This window comes from Burkholderia sp. MSMB1072, from assembly GCF_001524725.1.
Lineage (GTDB): Bacteria > Pseudomonadota > Gammaproteobacteria > Burkholderiales > Burkholderiaceae > Burkholderia.
In genome coordinates this window covers 25,250-41,794 of the sequence record NZ_LOYC01000040.1, presented here as the reverse complement: position 1 = coordinate 41,794, position 16,545 = coordinate 25,250, and the positions used below count along the sequence as shown (strand labels likewise).

The following is a 16,545-nucleotide window of genomic DNA, read 5'->3' as shown; positions in this document are numbered from 1 at the left end:
GGGGCGCGCATTACGATGCCATTACGGTCAAGCTTGGAGTGTAGAAAGGCATGCACTGCGATGACGCAGCGCGTTTCGTAGCGCGACGCCGATGCGCGCGCGCCGCCGGGGCGTCGCTACGAACGGCGGCGAAGTGGAGCGGGCGCGGTGGGGGCGGGCCGACTTACTGATCGAGACACCGCACGCAGAGCCGCTTCGCCTGGTTCGCCGGCAGCCCGCGGCACATCATCAGCACCGGGCGCGCATGGCACGACGGCGCATCCGCGGACGCGGCGGCCGACGGCAGGCGGCGCGCGCGTTCGGGCGGCGTCGCGGCGGCCGCGGCCATGCGCCGCTGGCGCGCCGGCGGCGGCGTGTCGGTCACGACGGGAATCGGTTCAACGCCGCCTTCGCGCGCATTGCGCTGCGCGCTCGCGACAACGCGGCTCACGTAGCCGCTCGAGAAGCCGGTCGTGAAGTTGCCGCTGTAGTAGCACGACAGCGCCGCGCGCAACGCGGCCTGCGTGGCGCGGCCGGCGCCCGACGAGCGCGCGAAGCATTCGGTCAGGATCGCGCCGCCGGCCTGCAGGTTGCGGCACGGCTCGAACATCGTCGCTTCGTCGAGCCCGTATTTCGCGAAATTGCGTTCGTTCACCTGCGCGAGGCCCACGCTGTAGCTGAAGCCGCGCGACGACAGTTCGCGCGCGGTCGCGCGCGCCTCGTCGAGCGACGTGGGCTGGCGCGTCAGGTGCCCGCCGACCACGCCGATCGCATACGGATTGAAACCCGACTCGGTGCGCACGAGTGCGGCGAGCGTCGCGGGATCGACGTTCGGCGCGCAGGCGCGCGCCAGTTGCGCGAAACCGGCGCCGCCGCCGGCCGCCTGCGCGACGCGCGCCGGCAGGCACGCGAGCGCGAGCATGGCCAGCGCGCACAGGCATGCGGCGACGGTTCGCAGGCGGCGCGCGTTCATCCCGCCCCCGCCACGCGATACGACAGCACGAGCCCGTGCACGAGCAGCGACCAGCCGTCGAGCGCGACGAACAGCAGCAGCTTGAACGGCACCGAGATCGTCGTCGGCGAGATCATCTGCATCCCGAGCGCCAGCAGGATGTTCGCGACCAGCAGATCGACGACGATGAACACGATGTAGATCACGAAGCCGATCTGGAACGCCTTCGTCAGTTCGGCGAGCGTGAAGCTCGGCACCAGCACGAGCAGATCGTCGTCCTTGATGCCGTCCGCGCGATTCTTCGGCCAGACCGACGTCGCGGTCCGCACGAAGAATTCGCGGTCGCGCTGCCGCGTATGCGATACCAGGAAATCCTTGATCGGCGGTAGCGCCGCATCGGCGAGCGCGCCGATGTCCGAGGTCGACAATTGCCCCGACGCATCGAAGTGGCGCGCCTGCAGCGCGTCGCGGATCGACATCCCGACGGGCGCCATGATGAACAGCGACAGGATCAGCGCGATGCCGTTCAGCACGAGGTTCGGCGGCACCTGCTGGATCCCGAGCGCGGAGCGCAGCAGGCCGAGCACGACCACCAGCTTCGTGTAGCTCGTCACCATCAACGCCGCGAACGGCGCGATGCCGAGCGCGGCGATCACCGCGATCAGCGCGACCGGATTCGGCAGATTGCCCATCGTTCAGCGCTCGCGCGGCGCGGGTTGCGTCAGCGTGACGACGCGCACGCCGAGCTTCTGGCCGACCGCGATCAGATGGCCGGTGCCGATCAGCATCCCGTTCGCGACGAGATGGATCACGCTCTGGTTGATCCCTTGCTGCAGCTCGATCACGGCGCCCGGCTGCAGCGCGCTCAGCTCGCCCAGCGGCATCGACGTGGGCGGCAGCTCGAAGCGCAGGTCGACGGCGAGGCCGTCGAGCGAGCGCGGCGCGTCGGCGGGCGGCGCGTCGTGCGTCGTCGGCGGCGAGTCGGTGCGGGTCGGTTCCAAAGGCATCTCCCTGATTCGTTCGACGGTCAGCCGGTTGCCCGACGGCCGTCCGGTGATCTCCCACGCCGGCGCGGCCGGCAGACGCGCGACGCACAGCAGGTTCTGCTCGTGCGCCTGCCAGCGCTCGATCGCGATGATGTCGCCGCCGACGACATCGGCCAGCTCGGCCGTCGTCAGCTCGGTACGGCCGATCTCGAACACGAGCGGCACGGGCAGGCTCGCGTAGGCCGCGCGCGCGTCGGCGAGCGCGGCCGGGGCGGCCGCGAAGAACACGGCCAGCGCATCCGGCGCGTCGAACAGCAGCGCGCCGTGGCAGCGCCACGCGGCGTCGGCGCGCCGCAGCTCGAACCGCAGCGCGGCCGGCGATGCGTGCGAGGCCGGCGCGCCGGCCGGCGGCGGCAGCAGTTCCACGCGCTGCCGCGTCGCGGCCTGCAGCACCGCCGCGAGCGGCGCGCACAGGTCGGCGAGCAGTGCCGCGCGGATCACGGCCGGGACCGCCGGGTCGGCTGCATCGCCGAGCCATTCGGTTTCCGCGATCGGGTCGATCCACAGCGTGCCGGCCGCCGGGCCGACGACGAAGCGGTACGCATGCGCATCGGCGGCCGGCTCGGCGTCGACGCGCCAGCGTACCTCGTACGCGTGCTCGCCGAGCGTGACCGGGACGGCGCCGGTCGCACAGTACGCATGCGACAGCCCGCGCGCGGCGGCGGCGGACAGGCGCGGCAGGTAGGGCGACGCGTCGAGCGCGACCGCGGCCGGCGCGGCGGCGGGCGGCGGGGAAGCGGCGGGCATGGCCCGGTTCGCGGCGTCGCCGGCGTCGGCATTCGTCAGGAACAGCGCAGGCACGGCGGGATCGGGGCGGATTCGGCGTTGGTTCGACGGATTGTTCTGGGGCCGGCGGCGCCGAGGGGCGCGCGGCTGCTGCGTCGATTGTAGGGACGGCGCTGGCCGCGTGCCGCGCCGGAATCCGTAGTCGCGACCGTTGCGTGGAGACGGCGGGAGCGGAGCGCTACGAAGCGCGATGAACGACGGCGAAGGGCGGTGGCGCGCGATGAAGCGGGGCGCTGCCACGGCGGGCGGTCAAAAGCAACCGCCGCCCGGAGGCGGCGGTTGGAGTGCGGCTGGCTGGCGGGCCGGGCGGCGTGCAGGCCGCGTCCGGCCGGCCGGTTGCGAGGTGCTGCGAATCCGCGCAGCGCGGTGGGGGGAAGCGTTGCCGGCGCGCCGCGATCGGGCGGCGCGCGGGTGACGCGTTACGCGTAGTCGGTGGCCATCGACGGTTGCGGCGCCGTGCGCTGCATCGGCGCCGCGTCATGACGCTCGACGTGCGTCATCGCCGCACCGAACAGCACCAGGCGATAGCCGACCGCGTAGATCGGGATGATCCGCAGATTCTTGTCGTGTTCGAGCTGCAGCTTCGAACGGATCCGCGAGATATGGGTGTCGAGCGTGCGCGACGACACGCCGAGCTCGCGGCCCCACACGGCCTCCTGGATTGCCTGCCGCGGCACGATCTTGTTCATGTTGTCGAGCAGGAATTCGACGACGTCGAATTCGCGCGGCGTCACGTCGACGACCTTGTTGTCGATTTCGATCGTGCGGCGCACGAAGTTGATTTTTATATTGTCGATGTACAGGTATTTGCAATCCATGGTGGCCCTCGCATGTCCGTAAAGGAGTGTTTGCGAGCCTTGTGCTGCAACTTCCGGGCCAGGGGCGGATCGTCAGATGGTAATAACGGGCGATCGCGGCGCGGACGGCGCGGCAGCCTTGAATTTACAAGAATTTTTAACGGGAAGCCGCCGGGCGACCGATGAAAGGGTCGGACTGGCGCTGAAGGATTGTTACGTAGCATCGCGTCGCTACGTTACGGGGCGTTACGTCCGACGTAACGTGGGGAGGCCGGTAACACGCGCTCGACCGAGGTTGGCGGCAGGCTTCGGAAACCCTGCCTGGAACCCTACATCGGACCCGACATGTGTCAATGAAAACTCAATATGAATCAGTGACATACGCGATTCAATCGCCGACATCGAACCCTACATGGAACCGTACGAGGAAGCATGACGGCCGTCGCTACCTTCGAACCGTCGTTTCCCGAAGATAGCGTACTCGATCCGCTGCTCGGGCACGCCGCCGAGCGGGTCGATGCTTCGCGGCGGTGGCTTGCCGTCAGCGATACCCCGCTGGCCACCGCGCTCGTGCCGCAATTGCGTGCGATGAATTGTGTTTCCGAGGCTTTGGCCTGAAGTCGACCAAGCGTGAGCGACGCCGAGCCGCCCCATGTCATGCGGACTTTGGCCCGGATAAGCGGGGTGTTCTCGCGATGCATTGAAAAACGCCGGCTCCGGGGCATGCGTCGCCCGGCAGCCGGCGTCCCCGCATATCAGGCCTTCGCGCTATCCGCCGAATCGAACGGCAGCACGTAATGCCGTTTGCCGGTCGCCGCGAAGATCGCGTTCGCCACGGCCGGCCCGACCGGCGCGACGCCCGGCTCGCCGACCCCGGTCGGCGCTTCTGCCGACGGCACGATATGCACTTCGACCTTCGGCATCTCCGCCATCCGCAGCACGTGGTAGCCGTCGAAGTTGCGCTGCTCGACCTGGCCGTCCTTCAGCGTGATCGCGCTGTGCATCGCCGCGCCGAGCCCGAAACCGATGCCGCCCTCCATCTGCGCGGCGACGATGTCGGGATTGATCGCGATCCCGCAGTCGACCGCGCACACCACGCGCTCGACCTTCACCTTGCCGTCCGCATCGACCGACACCTCGACCACCTGCGCGACATAGCTCTTGAACGCCTCGGCCACCGCGATCCCGCGCCCGCGCCCCTTGGGCAGCGGCTTGGCCGGATCCCAGCCTGCCTTCTGCGCGGCCAGATCCAGCACCGCGCGCATGCGCGGCTCCTTCGCGAGCAGGTCGCGGCGGAACGCATACGGGTCCTTGCCGGCCGCGTGCGCGGCTTCGTCGATGAACGCCTCGACCGCGTAGGCCGTGTGCGAGCTGCCGACCACGCGCCACCACAGCACCGGCAGGCCGACCTGGGTCGTGGTGAGTTCGACCGACACGTTCGGCACCGCGTACGGCAGGTTCGCCGCGCCCTCGACCGACGTCGCGTCGATGCCGTTCTTGACCATGAACGCTTCGAACGGCGTGCCGGCGAGGATCGACTGGCCGACGATCCGGTGGCGCCAGCCCACCAGCCGGCCGTCCGCGGTCAGGCCCGCATCGAGCTTGTGGAAGTACATCGGCCGGTAGAAGCCGCCCTGGATGTCGTCCTCGCGCGTCCATTGCAGCTTGACGGGCTTGCCGTCCGCGCCGAGCGCCTTCGCGATCGACACGGCCTCGACCACGTAGTCCGACCACGCATTCGCGCGCCGGCCGAAGCTGCCGCCCGCATACAGCGTGTGAATCCGCACCTGTTCGGGTTTCAGCCCGGCCGTCCTGGCTGCGTTGCCCTGGTCGACCGTCTGGAACTGATCGCCGGCCCAGATCTCGCAGCTGTCCGCCGTCAGCTTGACGACCGCGTCGAGCGGCTCCATCGGCGCATGCGCGAGATACGGGAATTCGTACGTCGCGGCGATCTTGCGCGCCGCGCCGGCGATCGCCGCATCGGCATCGCCGTCCTTGCGCGCCGACGTGCCCGGCTTCTCGGCGAGTTGCCGGTATTCGCGCATGAGCTCGTCCGAGCCGCGCTTTTCCGCCTTCGTTTCGTCCCATTCGACCTTCAGCGCATCGCGGCCCTGTTTCGCGGCCCAGAAGCCGGTCGCGACGACCGCGACGCCGCCCGGCACCTGCACGACCGACACGACGCCCGGCACGGCCTTCGCGGCCGTCGCGTCGAACGATTTCACTGTCGCGCCGAAGCGCGGCGGCCGCTGCAGCAGCGCGACGCGCATGCCGGGGAACGTCGTGTCGAGCGTGAAATGCGCGGTGCCGTTCGATTTCGACGACGCGTCGACGCGTGGAATCCGGTGCCCGATCAGCTTGAAATCGGCCGGCTGCTTCAGCGTGACCTTGTCGGGCACGGGCAGCTTCGACGCATCGGCGACGAGCGTGCCGTACGCGGCCGTCTTGCCGCTCTTCGCGTGCGTGACGACGCCGTCGGCGGTGGTCAGCTCGGCGGCCGGCACCTTCCAGCGGGCTGCCGCGGCCGACACGAGCATCGCGCGCGCCTTGCCGCCCGCTTCGCGCAGTTGCTGCCACGAGTTCGACATGGCCGAACTGCCGCCCGTGCCCTGCATCGTGCCGAACGCGAGGTTCGCGTAGCGCTTCGCATCGGCCGGCGCGCTTTCGACGCGCACGCTCGACCAGTCGGCGTCGAGCTCCTCGGCGACGATCGTCGCGATGCCCGTATACGCGCCCTGGCCCATTTCGACGTGCTTCGCGATCACCGTGACGGCGCCGTCGGGCGTGATGCGCAGGAATGCGTTCGGCGCGAATTCGCCGGCCGGCGCGGTCGCGGCGAGCGCGCGGCGGCCGAGGCCGGCCCAGTCGAAGCCGATGGTCAGGCTGACGGCGGCGGCTGCTCCCGCGGCCTTCAGGAACGTGCGGCGCGACGGGCGCACCGAATCGGTGTGGTCGAGTTCGATCGTCATGGTCAGGCTCCCAGCGTCGCGGCTGCGTCGTGGATCGCTGCCCGGATGCGGGCGTAGGTCGCACAGCGGCAGAGGTTGCCGTTCATCGCGGCGTCGATGTCCGCGTCGGTCGGCTTCGGATTCTGTTCGAGCAAGGCGGTGGCCGACATGATCTGGCCGGACTGGCAATAGCCGCATTGCGGCACCTGCAGCTTGACCCACGCGGCCTGCACGGCCTGCGCGGGCTTGCTCTGCAGGCCTTCGATCGTCGTGACGTGCTTGCCCGCGATGCCGGCGAGCGGCAGCACGCACGAGCGGACGGCCTGGCCTTCGAGATGCACGGTGCACGCGCCGCACTGCGCCATGCCGCAGCCGAATTTCGTGCCGGTCAGTCCCGCGTGTTCGCGAATCGCCCAGAGGACGGGCATCGACGGATCGGCGTCGAGCGTGACGTTCTTGCCGTTCAGGACAAACGAGGTAGGCATTTTTGATTGTCTCCGTGGGGAAAACCCGGCGTGGGCCGGATTAGCGCGAGTGTGCGCGAGCAGCCGGTTTTTGCGTCTACCCAATCCTGCAAATTTATTGAACAATCCTGCAAATCCCCTGCACGCCGCGAGCCGTTTCGCTATGCTCGCGCGACACGGGAAATCATTCGAGGATGCGTCATGGACATGACCGATATCGTGGCGTCGCGCGAATCCGGGCGGCGCGAGCTGGCGTCGCTGATCGGCCGTTTCGCGCCGGCGGACGGCTCGCACTCGACGGCCGTGCCGGGCCTGATGCTGCATCGGCACACGCGGCCGGTCGATCTCGGCTGCGGCGTGTCGCGCGCCGCGCTGGTGATCGCCGCGCAGGGCGCGAAGCGCGTGATCGTGGCCGGCCACGCCTACGAATACGACGCGCACAATTGCCTGATTACGTCGATCGACTTGCCGATCCTCTCGCGCGTGACGCGCGCGTCGGCGGAAGAGCCGTACTTGTGCCTGTCGCTGACGCTCGATCCGCAGCGCATCGTCGAACTGGCGGCCGAGATGCGGCTGCCCGAGCCCGACGCGGGCCCGGAAGGCGAAGGGATCGCGCTCGCGGAGCTGACGCCGCCGCTGCTCGATGCGGCGTTGCGGCTGCTGCGGCTGCTCGATACACCGGCCGACATCGCGGTCGTCGCGCCGCTGATCGAGAAGGAAGTGCTGTACCGGCTGATGACGAGCGGACAGGGCACGCGGCTGCGGCACATGGCGATCGCCGGCAGCCAGACGCACCGGATCGCGCGTGCGATCGAATGGATCCGCGATCACTTCGCGGAGCCGATGCGCGTCGAGTCGCTCGCGCAGGCGGTCAACATGAGCGTGTCGTCGCTGCACCATCATTTCAAGCACGTGACGACGCTGAGCCCGCTGCAGTACCAGAAGCAGTTGCGACTGCACGAGGCGCGACGGCTGTTGTTGCGGCAGGGCGGCGACGTCGGGTCGGTGGCGGCCGTCGTCGGCTACGAAAGCGCGTCGCAGTTCAGCCGCGAATACAGCCGGCTGTTCGGCGCGCCGCCGATGCGCGACGTCGTGCATCTGCGCAAGAAGGAACTGCTCGGCTGACGGGCGGCCGGCCGGTCATCGATCGGCATGTCGCGATGACGGCGCGTTGCGGTCGAGGATATCGGCGCGACGCGCTGCGGACCGCGCCGCAATGGCCGGACGAGAGAGCGTCGTATGCGACACGGCTCGTGTTCCGCTTTCGCGAGCGTCTTGCACGGATGGCTGCCGATATAGCCCGTTCCCCCTGTCGCGAGCACCTTCATGCGACCGCGCCGGCGATGTCGACGAAGCGTCGCGACAGGCGCTCCGGTTTCGCCGACAACCCCGTTGATGCCTGTACGACGCAAGCATCGATCGATAGTGGTCTTCATCGCCTTTGTTTCAGTGATGAGAATCCTGCGGATAAATGCTCGAAAACGTTTCTTCAATGAGTCGCCGCCAATTGCTGGTCGACTGGAAATGAAAAATGATGGCCCGTTTTTATCGGGATCGAGCGTTTACATTTGTTTTAATTATTACGCCCACAGCGTGCCGGATGGCAAAGGTTTTTCACCGCATGATCGTGTGGGTATTTTCACGGATGAATCAAATTCGTTTCGTATTTCGGACGGAACCCGTGTTCCGGCCGTGTCGCCAGCCGCGCGGCGCGGGGCATCGAGCGGCCGGCCCGCCATTCGCCGGGGGTAATGGACGGTTGCCGGCCTGCCGCAACACACGGTTCGTCAGCAGAAACGCGCGAAACGCGGGCCATGCATCGAGAGCGGGCTCTCAAATTTGCAACAACCGTCCGCAGGGACGTCCGGCGAGCCTCGGTGCGCCGGATTCGTCCGTCAAATCAAGGCATTGCGTCGCGGTGTTCAATGATCGCCGCAGTGCGGGTGCCGTTATCGCGATACATTCGTGAAACGAAAAATGCCGTTCCTGGCGAAATGGGCGGGGCTGGCGGCCGCATGCCGCGCGCAATGCGCAGTGGAATATCGCATGGCATGCGGCTTGCGAGATTGGATGCACCGGCGAGCGGTCGACACGATGCAACAATGATGTGGGGGCGGCCAGTTCGTCACGAGCCAGTCGGGGAAGCGGCGATGAACACTATAAGCAGTGGCTTGATCCGCGCGTTTCTCGCGCACCATAGGGGTAGTCGGATCGATGGGGGTAGCGCTTGCGACGCAGTGCCAGCGTCGGTGGTTGCGCCTTGCCGATTTCCCGCCCTCCGCGCGCGTCGCGTGCTGGAGCGGTTGCCGTTTCGCGCGACAACCCGGCGACAGCGATGCTCGACTTCATTCGGTGTTTCCGGATGGGGTGCGCTGTTCGTGCCGGACAGCGTGGCGCCGATTCCTCTTCAACCGTGCAGAGCCGTTTCGATCGCGCCGGGCCAGTGCCGGCGCGGGCCGGACTAGATCGAATGCGCGTCGGCCGGGTTATCCGGAAGGCCTTTCTCCGTCAGCTCAGGGAGCGGACATGCCGTCTGGTTGCAATGCAGGCCCGTCGTCGCCTGGCTGAAGGGCGCGTGCCGAGCGGGCGCTGCAATTTTCGGTAGTCGATACGTTCGCTAATTTTCAATTCCGGAAATGGGTGCCGGTGCCGGTATCTGTTTTACACAAGGTATTGAAAATCGCAATCCGGAAAGATGTGCGCGTCATTTAGGTAAATTTAATCAATGGTGTTTTGAGTTAATCTCAATGTTCATAAAAATAATTGAAAACACCTACTCTTAAATTTTGGACAACTTAAAAACATAAAACTAGACTTCGGCTGGCCAAAAAATAAAAAGAAAATTTTACGAGCCTGAAATAATTTCTCTATTCGATAGCAATCCTTATTTTTAAGGATTGCTCGAGGCGGGAAGGTCGATGGCGTGCGATCTTCCATGCTCATTCTCTCCACGCCGTTATGGAGTCGACCATGAAGAAGCTTCTGATTGCAGCAGCAGTTCTGGCGGTTTCGGGTGCAGCGTTTGCAGCGAGCGGCACGATCTCGAGCAGCAACTCGTCGAGCGGTGGCCAGACGATGGCCGGGGTCGCCGGGTTCGGCCACTTCACCGCAACCGATTCCGGCTCGGCACTCGGCGCAGCCGGCGCAATGGCCGGTGGCGGCAGCAGCGGTTCGGTCTCGTACACGAACCACACGCAAACGTCGACGGTCGGCGGCTTCGGCTTCGGCGGCGCACAAGCAGGCGGCAGCAGCGGCGCGAACGCGGGCTCGACCGGCTGGACGTATCACCACTAAGCCGCGACGCGTAGCGTTCGTCATTGGCTGGCGGCACGGATGCCGGGTTTCGTCCCGCAAGGGCAGGCCCGGCTCCGCCACCGTCGAACTTCCTCACAGCAAGGAATTGCTATGAAAGCCAAAGTCATGTTAGCGACAGCGCTCACCGTCATTTCGTCCGCTGCGTTGGCGGCCGGATCGTCCACGACCAACCAGACGCAGTCCGTTGCGGCGGGTGTTTCCGGTTCGGTGCTGGTCGGCTCCGGCAGCTATACCAGCAATTCGACCTCGACGGCCGGCGCGAATGCAGGCAGCACCGTGACACCCGCCGGCTCCGCCGGCACGGCGTCCGCTTTTCACAACTCGACTTCGACGGCCAGCGGTTCGGGCACGAACGGGGGCGCGTTCGCGGCAGGCGGCGGTATCGGCGCCGCGGGCTCGTTCGCCGGAAACGGCAGCACGAACGAGAACGCGAATGCGCTGTCGGGAGGGGTGACCGCCACGATCGTACTCGGTGCGAACCACTACACGGCCACGGGCGCGAACGACCACGGCATTGCCAACGCGGGTGCCGCGGGGTGGACGGGCGGTGGCGGGGCGGGCGCCATCGCGGGCTCGAATCACTACAACTCGTCGAGCGTGTGGAGTACCGGGCCGGCCGGTTCGCCGTCCGCGTCGGGCGGAAGCCAGGGCGACTCGAGCGCGACCGGGAGCAGTCATTAGTCAGGTGTGGGGGGACCAGTTTCCCAGCGACGCTGGTCTCTTTTCCGCATCGTTGTCACGTAAGGAGTTGGCATGAAGCAGAACCTGATTGCCGCCGCTCTGATGCTCGCGTCTCTGACGGCGTATGGCGCTGACCGTGCTGCCGATGGTGGGCAATCGAATATGCAGACGTCAAACAACCCTTCTCAGACAACCAAACCGTCAGAACAACAAACGCTTTCGTCGGGCAGTGCCATCGGCGGACCGGACACCCGGCAATGGCAGGGCATGTCGGCCGGCTCGTGGTCCCAGCTGGGCAGCGGCTGGAAGCAGTTCGGGGAAGCAGCGAAAACTGAAGGCATTCAGGGGAATTAGTACGGTTGCCTGGGTGGGAGGTCAAACCTCGTCCGGAGAGTGAAATGAACAGCAACAGGATCAAGGTGGCATGTGCGGCGATGTTCGCGATGACCACGATCGGCGCCCACGCGCAAACCGCCGATTCGACGTCGAGCGCGCAATCGTCGACCTCGTCGACGGCGATCAGCCAGGGCGGCGGCTCGAGCATGAACACGAATACGACGAGTTCGCGCGGGGGGAATGCCACCAGCTCCAGCGGGGTGCGCGGCAGCGGCAATTCGAGCGTGAACGTCAACGTGACGCTGCCGTCCGGCACGGCCGGCGGCAACGTCACGCCGCAGAGCGTGAACTCGCTGCAGTCGTCCGGCGCGCCCGGCACCAACCCGTACAACACCCAGATCTCGGAAAACGTCAATTACTCGGGCACGCAGACGATCAAGACGAATCCGTCGATCCAGGCGCCCGGCCTCACGACCACGCTGTCCGATACCTGCATGGGCTCGGTGAGCGTCGGCGTGTCGTTTCCGGGGTTCGGCGCGACGGGCGGCACGACGCTGGTCGACCAGGCCTGCGTGCGGCGTCTCGATGCGCGCGAATTCCGTGCGATGGGTCTGACCGACGTGGCGCTCGCGCTGCTGTGCCAGAGCGATGCGAACCGGCGCGCGGTGGAGGCGACCGGGCATCTGTGCCCGGGCACGACCGCGCCGCTCGCGCGTTCGAACGTGGCGCCCAGCGTCGAAGCGACCGTCGCGGACGACATCAAGTATCGCGATCCGATCGTGCGCGACCGGATGGGCCTGCCGCCGCTCGGCTCGGCCGCGCCAGTGGCCGCGCCGACGCGCCCGATCGAGACGACGTCGATGCGCGCCGCGCCGGTTTCGGTGCCGGTCCCGGTGCCGGCGATGGCGCCTGTCGCCGCCGCTCCGGCAGTTGCGACGCCGGCCGTTGCCGCCGCAGTCCCGGCGCCCGCGGCGGCTGCCGCGCCTGCCGTCGCCGCCACCGCGCCCGCAGCGTCGGTCGTACCGGCTGCCGTCATGGCCACCGTGCCGGCAGCGGCCGTCATCGCCGCACCGGCCGCGGCGGACAAGGCATCGCCAGCGCCTGCCGCGCCGGTCGCCGATACGAAGGCGCCGGAGCCCGCGCGGCCGGTCGCCGACAAAGCGTCCGAGCCCGCCACGGCAGTTGTCGACAAGGTGTCCGCACCCGCCCCGGCAGTTGCCGACAAGGCGTCCGAGCCAGTGCCGGCCGTCGCGGACAAGACGCCCGAGCCTGCACAGCCCGTCACCGCCAACGCACCGGAGCCGATTCCGGCCGCGATCGACCCGGTGCAGGCTGTAGGCGAGCCGGTTGCTGAACCGATGCCGGCGGCAACCGTCGCCGTGGCGCCGGCCGCCGATGCGAAGGCCGCCGAGCCGGCGCCGCAGGCAGCCGCCGAAGCGCCGGCCCCGGAGGCCACGCCGCCTGCCGTCGCGGCGGCGCCCGCCGACATGCGGGCAGCCGACGCGAAAGTGCCGGACGCGGTCGAATCCGCAGCTGCAGCTGCAGCGGCTGCGCCGCCCGCCGACGTGCCGGCGTTGACCGATCCGGCGCAAGCGTTGTCGCCGGCCACGGTCGACCGGCAGGCCGCACCGGCTGCACCGATCGCGCCGGCGCCGACCGTCATCTCGACGAGTACCTCGTCGTAGGCACGCGGGCCGGTTTGCCGTGCGACCGGAGCACGTGTCGCACGGCATGCGTTCGCCCCAATGCCCGACGGTCTTTTCCGGTTTGACGGGTGTTGTTCCCCTCCCCGAGGTCAACACCTCTTTTTGCGTGACGACGATGCGAGGAGGCCTCAATCATGAGGATCTTTTTGGTCGCTTTGCTGCTGGCCAGCGTACAAGCCGCTGCACAGTCGCTTTTCCAGAATCCCGCGGTCTTCGTCATCCTGAACGAGCAGACCCTCGCGACCGCCGCGAGCGTCCAGCAGGCGCTGTCGACGCTCGGCCGTCCCGACAACACCGCATGCGCGCCGATGGTGATGATCGGCGACCCGCAGATGGTCTACATGATGCCGGAGGCGGGCCATGCGCTGTCGTGGCAAGCGCCGGTATACGGCCGCGGTGCGCCGTTCGACGCGCACGACGGGCCGAAGTCGGCCGGCAAGACGGTCGGCGCGACGCAGCACACCGAGGCGATGCAGACGCAACCGTGGGGCGACGGCAGCGCGATCACGCAGAAGATCGCGGGCGAGTCGAGCGTCGCGGCCGCGGACCGGGTGAACGAATGGCGGTACACCGGGCTCGACAGGATCGAGACGGCCCGCGCGTCGGACGTGACGGTGAACGGCAAGACCTACCGCGCCTATCGCGACGATCTCAACGGCGCGGCGAAGCCTGTCGTCGAGCCGCAGATCTACACGCAGCGCGTCGTGTTCTGCCGATAGCGCGGCGTAGTTCGAGGACGGAGCGGCGCCGCGCCGCGGACCCACGGGCCCGCCACGCGATCGGCAACGGCCGTTTCGATATACAACCTTATGCGGCGAGGCAATCGTGAACCATTGTTGTCAGCTCGGCATGCCGGGCCCGCACGATGTCGAACGGCAGGCGAGCACGCTGCCGTTCGTCGCGGTCCGGCGCAGTCCCGTCGCGCCGTCGCGGCCGCTCGTCTACCTGTCGCGGCAACACGATGCCGCGCTCGTCGATTCGCTCGCGTCGCGCGGCTGGGAGGTGTGGTGCGCCAAAACCGTGGCGGACGCGCAGAATCTCGCCAAGGCGAACCGTCCGCATGCGGGCATCGTCGATTTCGGCAGCTTCGCGTCGCCGGACGTCGCGTCGTTCGAGGCGCTGCTGCGTGACCCGCGCGTCGGCTGGGTCGCGCTCGCCGACGGCGAGCGGCTGCGCAACATCACGATCGCGCGCCTGATCCGCCGCTGCTGCTTCGACTACGTGCGCCATGCGACGGCCTACACGACGATCGGCTATCTCGTCGGCCATGCATACGGGATGCTGGAGCTCGCGGACGGCGACCCGGCCGCGGAAGCGCCGCCGCCGGGCGGCGCGATGATCGGCGCGTGCGACGCGATGCGCCGGCTGTTCGCGACGATCCGCAAGGTCGCGAACACCGAGGCGACCGTGTTCATCGCCGGCGAATCCGGCACCGGCAAGGAGCTGACGGCGGCGGCGATCCACCGGCAGTCGTCGCGTGCCGACGCGCCGTTCGTTGCCGTGAACTGCGCGGCCATCCCGACGATGCTGGTGCAGGCCGAACTGTTCGGGCACGAGCGCGGCGCATTCACCGGCGCGCACCAGCGCAAGATCGGCCGCATCGAGGCTGCGCACGGCGGCACGCTGTTTCTCGACGAAATCGGCGACATGCCGTTCGAGAGCCAGGCGAGCCTGCTGCGGTTCCTGCAGGAGGGCAGGATCGAGCGGCTCGGCGGGCATGCGTCGATTCCGGTCGACGTGCGGATCGTGTCGGCCACCCACGTCGATCTCGAAGCCGCGATGCAGGCCGGGCGATTCCGCGCCGACCTCTACTACCGCCTGTGCGTGCTGCGTATCGACGAGCCGCCACTGCGCATGCGCGGCCGCGACATCATGCTGCTCGCCGATGACGTGCTGCGGCGCTATCGCGGCGACGGCGCGTACCGGATTCGCGGCTTCACGCCGTGCGCGATCGAGGCGATCCACAACTATTCGTGGCCCGGCAACGTGCGCGAGCTGATCAACCGGATCCGCTTCGCGGTCGTGATGACGAACGGCCCGCTGATCTCGGCCGCCGATCTCGAGCTGCGTCCGTACACGTCGCTGCGGCCGCCGACGCTCGCGCAGGCGCGCCGGCAGGCCGAGCGGCACGCGATCGAGGCAACGCTGCTGCGTCACCGCCACCAGCATGCGGACGTCGCGGCGGAGCTGGGCATCTCGCGTGCGACGCTGTACCGCCTGATGACCGCGCACGGGCTGCATGGCTGACGCGCCGCTGCGCGCGTGCGCTCAAGACCTCGCGGCGGCGGCCGTTAAAACATGAAACGGCCGGGCGGGAACGCGTGCATCGACGTGCGCGCAACCGGCACGCGGCGCATCACGCTTATCCGAGGTCATCGTGGCAGAGTGCAGTCAGTGCGGCAGGACGTTCCTGGTCGGCGGGCGGTCGATCGACGGCCGCCGCTATTGCGGCCCGGTGTGCGCACAGGCGCATCCGGTCGTCGTCGAGGCCGAACGGGTGCCCGACGCGAAGGTCCGGCAGTACGTCGACGACTGGCGCTACGGGCCATGTCCGATCTGCCTGCGCGAAGGGCAACCGGTCGACGTCCACGCGTCGCATCGCGTCGTGTCGCTCGTATTCGTCACGCGCTGGGCCACGCGGCGCCACGTGTGCTGCCGCCGCTGCGGCCGCCGGAAGCAGGCGATCGCGCTGCTCGCGTCGGCCGCGCTCGGCTGGTGGGGGCTGCCGTGGGGCATCGTGCTGACGCCGATCCAGCTCGCGCGCAATTTGCTGGGCCTGGCCGCGCGCGATCCCGAGGCCGCGACGCCGCAGTTCGAGGCGCTCGTGCGGCGCAAGCTGGCCGCCCGCCGGCTCGCGCGCGCGGAGCGGGGCGCCGGCGCCTGATCGCGCCCTCAGGCCGGCCGGTCGAAGCCCGATGCGGCCCAGCGCTCGGCGCTGGCCTTGTTGAGCTTGAACCCGGCCGACACCTTCGCTTCGGCCAGCAGCTCGCCATACGGATCGAACGCCTTGAGCTGCGCATACGGCTCGAACTCGTCGGGCACGATGTCGAGCGTCACCGACACGTCCTGTCCGGCTTCGTCCTGCACCGTCACTTCCTTGTGCAGCATCGCGCGCCGCTGCTGTTCGTGACGCATCAGCACTTCGGTCGCGGTCTTCACGAGCGTGCGGAACGCGTTCGCATCCATCGGCTTCGGGTTCTTCTTGTCACGGCCCATGGTCCACGGCCCGACGAGCGCGGGCTCGGACTCGCCGTCCTTGACCATCTCGACGGCCCAGCCGTCGTCGTCTTCGTTCTTGATGATGCGGGCCGTCCAACCGTTGTCGCGCCAGAGGCCGTCTTCGTGGATGGAGGTGTCGTCGGATTGCAGGTCGGAATCGGTCATGAGGAAAGCGGGAGGTCGGGCAAGCCGGCGGCGCGCGGCCGGCATCGGCGCGTCGCTCGCCACCGGCGGGCCGGGGTGGCATGCAAACGCGCAATTTTACCCGCTGGCCGGCCGCGCGGCGCGCCACGCCGGCCATCGGGCCGATGCCGCGACG

General features: G+C 68.2%; 17 protein-coding genes. 10 read left to right on the top strand and 7 right to left on the bottom strand.

What is annotated here, in order from left to right; genetic code table 11:
• Positions 1 to 163: 163 nt before the first annotated feature.
• The 4 genes from WS89_RS21520 to WS89_RS21505 all read right to left on the bottom strand — a co-directional run bounded on the left by WS89_RS21520 (position 164) and on the right by WS89_RS21505 (position 3,581).
• Complete coding sequence (locus WS89_RS21520; protein ID WP_059793356.1) at positions 164 to 952, bottom strand: lytic transglycosylase domain-containing protein; 789 nt, start codon at positions 950 to 952, stop codon at positions 164 to 166.
• A complete protein-coding gene (gene sctR, locus WS89_RS21515) occupies positions 949 to 1,623 on the bottom strand; it encodes a type III secretion system export apparatus subunit SctR (protein ID WP_006480865.1) in 675 nt (224 codons plus the stop codon). Before sctR ends, WS89_RS21520 begins: the two co-directional genes overlap by 4 nt.
• Before the next feature lie 3 nt (positions 1,624 to 1,626).
• Positions 1,627 to 2,778 carry a type III secretion system cytoplasmic ring protein SctQ gene (sctQ, locus tag WS89_RS21510; protein ID WP_059793354.1) on the bottom strand — a complete coding sequence of 384 codons (1,152 nt, stop codon included), beginning with the start codon at positions 2,776 to 2,778 and terminating at the stop codon, positions 1,627 to 1,629.
• 404 nt (positions 2,779 to 3,182) lie between these two features.
• Positions 3,183 to 3,581: a winged helix-turn-helix domain-containing protein gene (locus WS89_RS21505; protein ID WP_059793352.1), complete on the bottom strand. Its 399-nt coding sequence runs from the start codon at positions 3,579 to 3,581 to the stop codon at positions 3,183 to 3,185.
• 411 nt (positions 3,582 to 3,992) lie between these two features.
• On the opposite strand from WS89_RS21505, the gene WS89_RS21500 reads away from it, so the two are divergent.
• Positions 3,993 to 4,178, top strand: a complete 186-nt coding sequence (locus WS89_RS21500) for a hypothetical protein (protein ID WP_059793350.1) — start codon at positions 3,993 to 3,995, stop codon at positions 4,176 to 4,178.
• A gap of 137 nt (positions 4,179 to 4,315) precedes the next feature.
• Here the strand turns inward: WS89_RS21500 and WS89_RS21495 are convergent, their stop codons facing one another.
• Together WS89_RS21495 and WS89_RS21490 are read right to left on the bottom strand one after the other, a co-directional pair.
• Positions 4,316 to 6,526: a xanthine dehydrogenase family protein molybdopterin-binding subunit gene (locus tag WS89_RS21495; RefSeq protein ID WP_059793348.1), complete on the bottom strand. Its 2,211-nt coding sequence runs from the start codon at positions 6,524 to 6,526 to the stop codon at positions 4,316 to 4,318.
• 2 nt (positions 6,527 to 6,528) lie between these two features.
• Positions 6,529 to 6,990, bottom strand: a complete 462-nt coding sequence (locus tag WS89_RS21490; protein ID WP_006480868.1) for a (2Fe-2S)-binding protein — start codon at positions 6,988 to 6,990, stop codon at positions 6,529 to 6,531.
• A gap of 180 nt (positions 6,991 to 7,170) precedes the next feature.
• Between WS89_RS21490 and WS89_RS21485 the strand changes: the two genes are divergently transcribed.
• The 9 genes from WS89_RS21485 to WS89_RS21455 all read left to right on the top strand — a co-directional run bounded on the left by WS89_RS21485 (position 7,171) and on the right by WS89_RS21455 (position 15,891).
• A complete protein-coding gene (locus tag WS89_RS21485) occupies positions 7,171 to 8,094 on the top strand; it encodes an AraC family transcriptional regulator (RefSeq protein ID WP_034204444.1) in 924 nt (307 codons plus the stop codon).
• 300 nt (positions 8,095 to 8,394) lie between these two features.
• The gene (locus tag WS89_RS32915; RefSeq protein WP_156440594.1) at positions 8,395 to 8,721 is read left to right on the top strand and encodes a hypothetical protein; all 327 of its coding nucleotides are present in this window, start codon (positions 8,395 to 8,397) and stop codon (positions 8,719 to 8,721) included.
• Positions 8,722 to 9,939: 1,218 nt separating this feature from the next.
• Positions 9,940 to 10,263 carry a hypothetical protein gene (locus WS89_RS21480; RefSeq protein WP_059793470.1) on the top strand — a complete coding sequence of 108 codons (324 nt, stop codon included), beginning with the start codon at positions 9,940 to 9,942 and terminating at the stop codon, positions 10,261 to 10,263.
• Between the two features lie 111 nt (positions 10,264 to 10,374).
• On the top strand, positions 10,375 to 10,965 hold the full coding sequence (locus tag WS89_RS21475) for a hypothetical protein (RefSeq protein WP_059793346.1): 591 nt from the start codon (positions 10,375 to 10,377) through the stop codon (positions 10,963 to 10,965).
• Positions 10,966 to 11,037: 72 nt separating this feature from the next.
• Positions 11,038 to 11,319: a hypothetical protein gene (locus WS89_RS32905; protein ID WP_060034697.1), complete on the top strand. Its 282-nt coding sequence runs from the start codon at positions 11,038 to 11,040 to the stop codon at positions 11,317 to 11,319.
• Between the two features lie 44 nt (positions 11,320 to 11,363).
• Positions 11,364 to 12,986 carry a hypothetical protein gene (locus WS89_RS21470; protein ID WP_059793344.1) on the top strand — a complete coding sequence of 541 codons (1,623 nt, stop codon included), beginning with the start codon at positions 11,364 to 11,366 and terminating at the stop codon, positions 12,984 to 12,986.
• Positions 12,987 to 13,141: 155 nt separating this feature from the next.
• Positions 13,142 to 13,726, top strand: a complete 585-nt coding sequence (locus tag WS89_RS21465; protein WP_059793342.1) for a hypothetical protein — start codon at positions 13,142 to 13,144, stop codon at positions 13,724 to 13,726.
• A gap of 130 nt (positions 13,727 to 13,856) precedes the next feature.
• Positions 13,857 to 15,254 carry a sigma-54 dependent transcriptional regulator gene (locus WS89_RS21460; RefSeq protein WP_059793338.1) on the top strand — a complete coding sequence of 466 codons (1,398 nt, stop codon included), beginning with the start codon at positions 13,857 to 13,859 and terminating at the stop codon, positions 15,252 to 15,254.
• 130 nt (positions 15,255 to 15,384) lie between these two features.
• Positions 15,385 to 15,891, top strand: coding sequence for a hypothetical protein (locus WS89_RS21455; RefSeq protein WP_059793336.1), 507 nt, complete (start codon positions 15,385 to 15,387; stop codon positions 15,889 to 15,891).
• Positions 15,892 to 15,899: 8 nt separating this feature from the next.
• Here the strand turns inward: WS89_RS21455 and WS89_RS21450 are convergent, their stop codons facing one another.
• On the bottom strand, positions 15,900 to 16,391 hold the full coding sequence (locus WS89_RS21450; RefSeq protein WP_027781097.1) for a hypothetical protein: 492 nt from the start codon (positions 16,389 to 16,391) through the stop codon (positions 15,900 to 15,902).
• Positions 16,392 to 16,545: the final 154 nt, after the last annotated feature.

What these genes read in the sequence shown, in the direction of transcription:
- WS89_RS21475 (WP_059793346.1), top strand. Translation starts at nt 10,375, where the DNA reads ATGAAAGCCAAAGTCATGTTAGCGACAGCGCTCACCGTCATTTCGTCC.
- WS89_RS21460 (WP_059793338.1), top strand. Translation starts at nt 13,857, where the DNA reads ATGCCGGGCCCGCACGATGTCGAACGGCAGGCGAGCACGCTGCCGTTC.
- WS89_RS21500 (WP_059793350.1), top strand. Translation starts at nt 3,993, where the DNA reads ATGACGGCCGTCGCTACCTTCGAACCGTCGTTTCCCGAAGATAGCGTA.
- WS89_RS21470 (WP_059793344.1), top strand. Translation starts at nt 11,364, where the DNA reads ATGAACAGCAACAGGATCAAGGTGGCATGTGCGGCGATGTTCGCGATG.
- WS89_RS32905 (WP_060034697.1), top strand. Translation starts at nt 11,038, where the DNA reads ATGAAGCAGAACCTGATTGCCGCCGCTCTGATGCTCGCGTCTCTGACG.
- WS89_RS21465 (WP_059793342.1), top strand. Translation starts at nt 13,142, where the DNA reads ATGAGGATCTTTTTGGTCGCTTTGCTGCTGGCCAGCGTACAAGCCGCT.
- WS89_RS21520 (WP_059793356.1), bottom strand. Translation starts at nt 952, where the DNA reads ATGAACGCGCGCCGCCTGCGAACCGTCGCCGCATGCCTGTGCGCGCTG.
- WS89_RS21480 (WP_059793470.1), top strand. Translation starts at nt 9,940, where the DNA reads ATGAAGAAGCTTCTGATTGCAGCAGCAGTTCTGGCGGTTTCGGGTGCA.
- WS89_RS21505 (WP_059793352.1), bottom strand. Translation starts at nt 3,581, where the DNA reads ATGGATTGCAAATACCTGTACATCGACAATATAAAAATCAACTTCGTG.
- WS89_RS21490 (WP_006480868.1), bottom strand. Translation starts at nt 6,990, where the DNA reads ATGCCTACCTCGTTTGTCCTGAACGGCAAGAACGTCACGCTCGACGCC.
- WS89_RS21450 (WP_027781097.1), bottom strand. Translation starts at nt 16,391, where the DNA reads ATGACCGATTCCGACCTGCAATCCGACGACACCTCCATCCACGAAGAC.
- WS89_RS21485 (WP_034204444.1), top strand. Translation starts at nt 7,171, where the DNA reads ATGGACATGACCGATATCGTGGCGTCGCGCGAATCCGGGCGGCGCGAG.
- sctR (WP_006480865.1), bottom strand. Translation starts at nt 1,623, where the DNA reads ATGGGCAATCTGCCGAATCCGGTCGCGCTGATCGCGGTGATCGCCGCG.
- WS89_RS21495 (WP_059793348.1), bottom strand. Translation starts at nt 6,526, where the DNA reads ATGACGATCGAACTCGACCACACCGATTCGGTGCGCCCGTCGCGCCGC.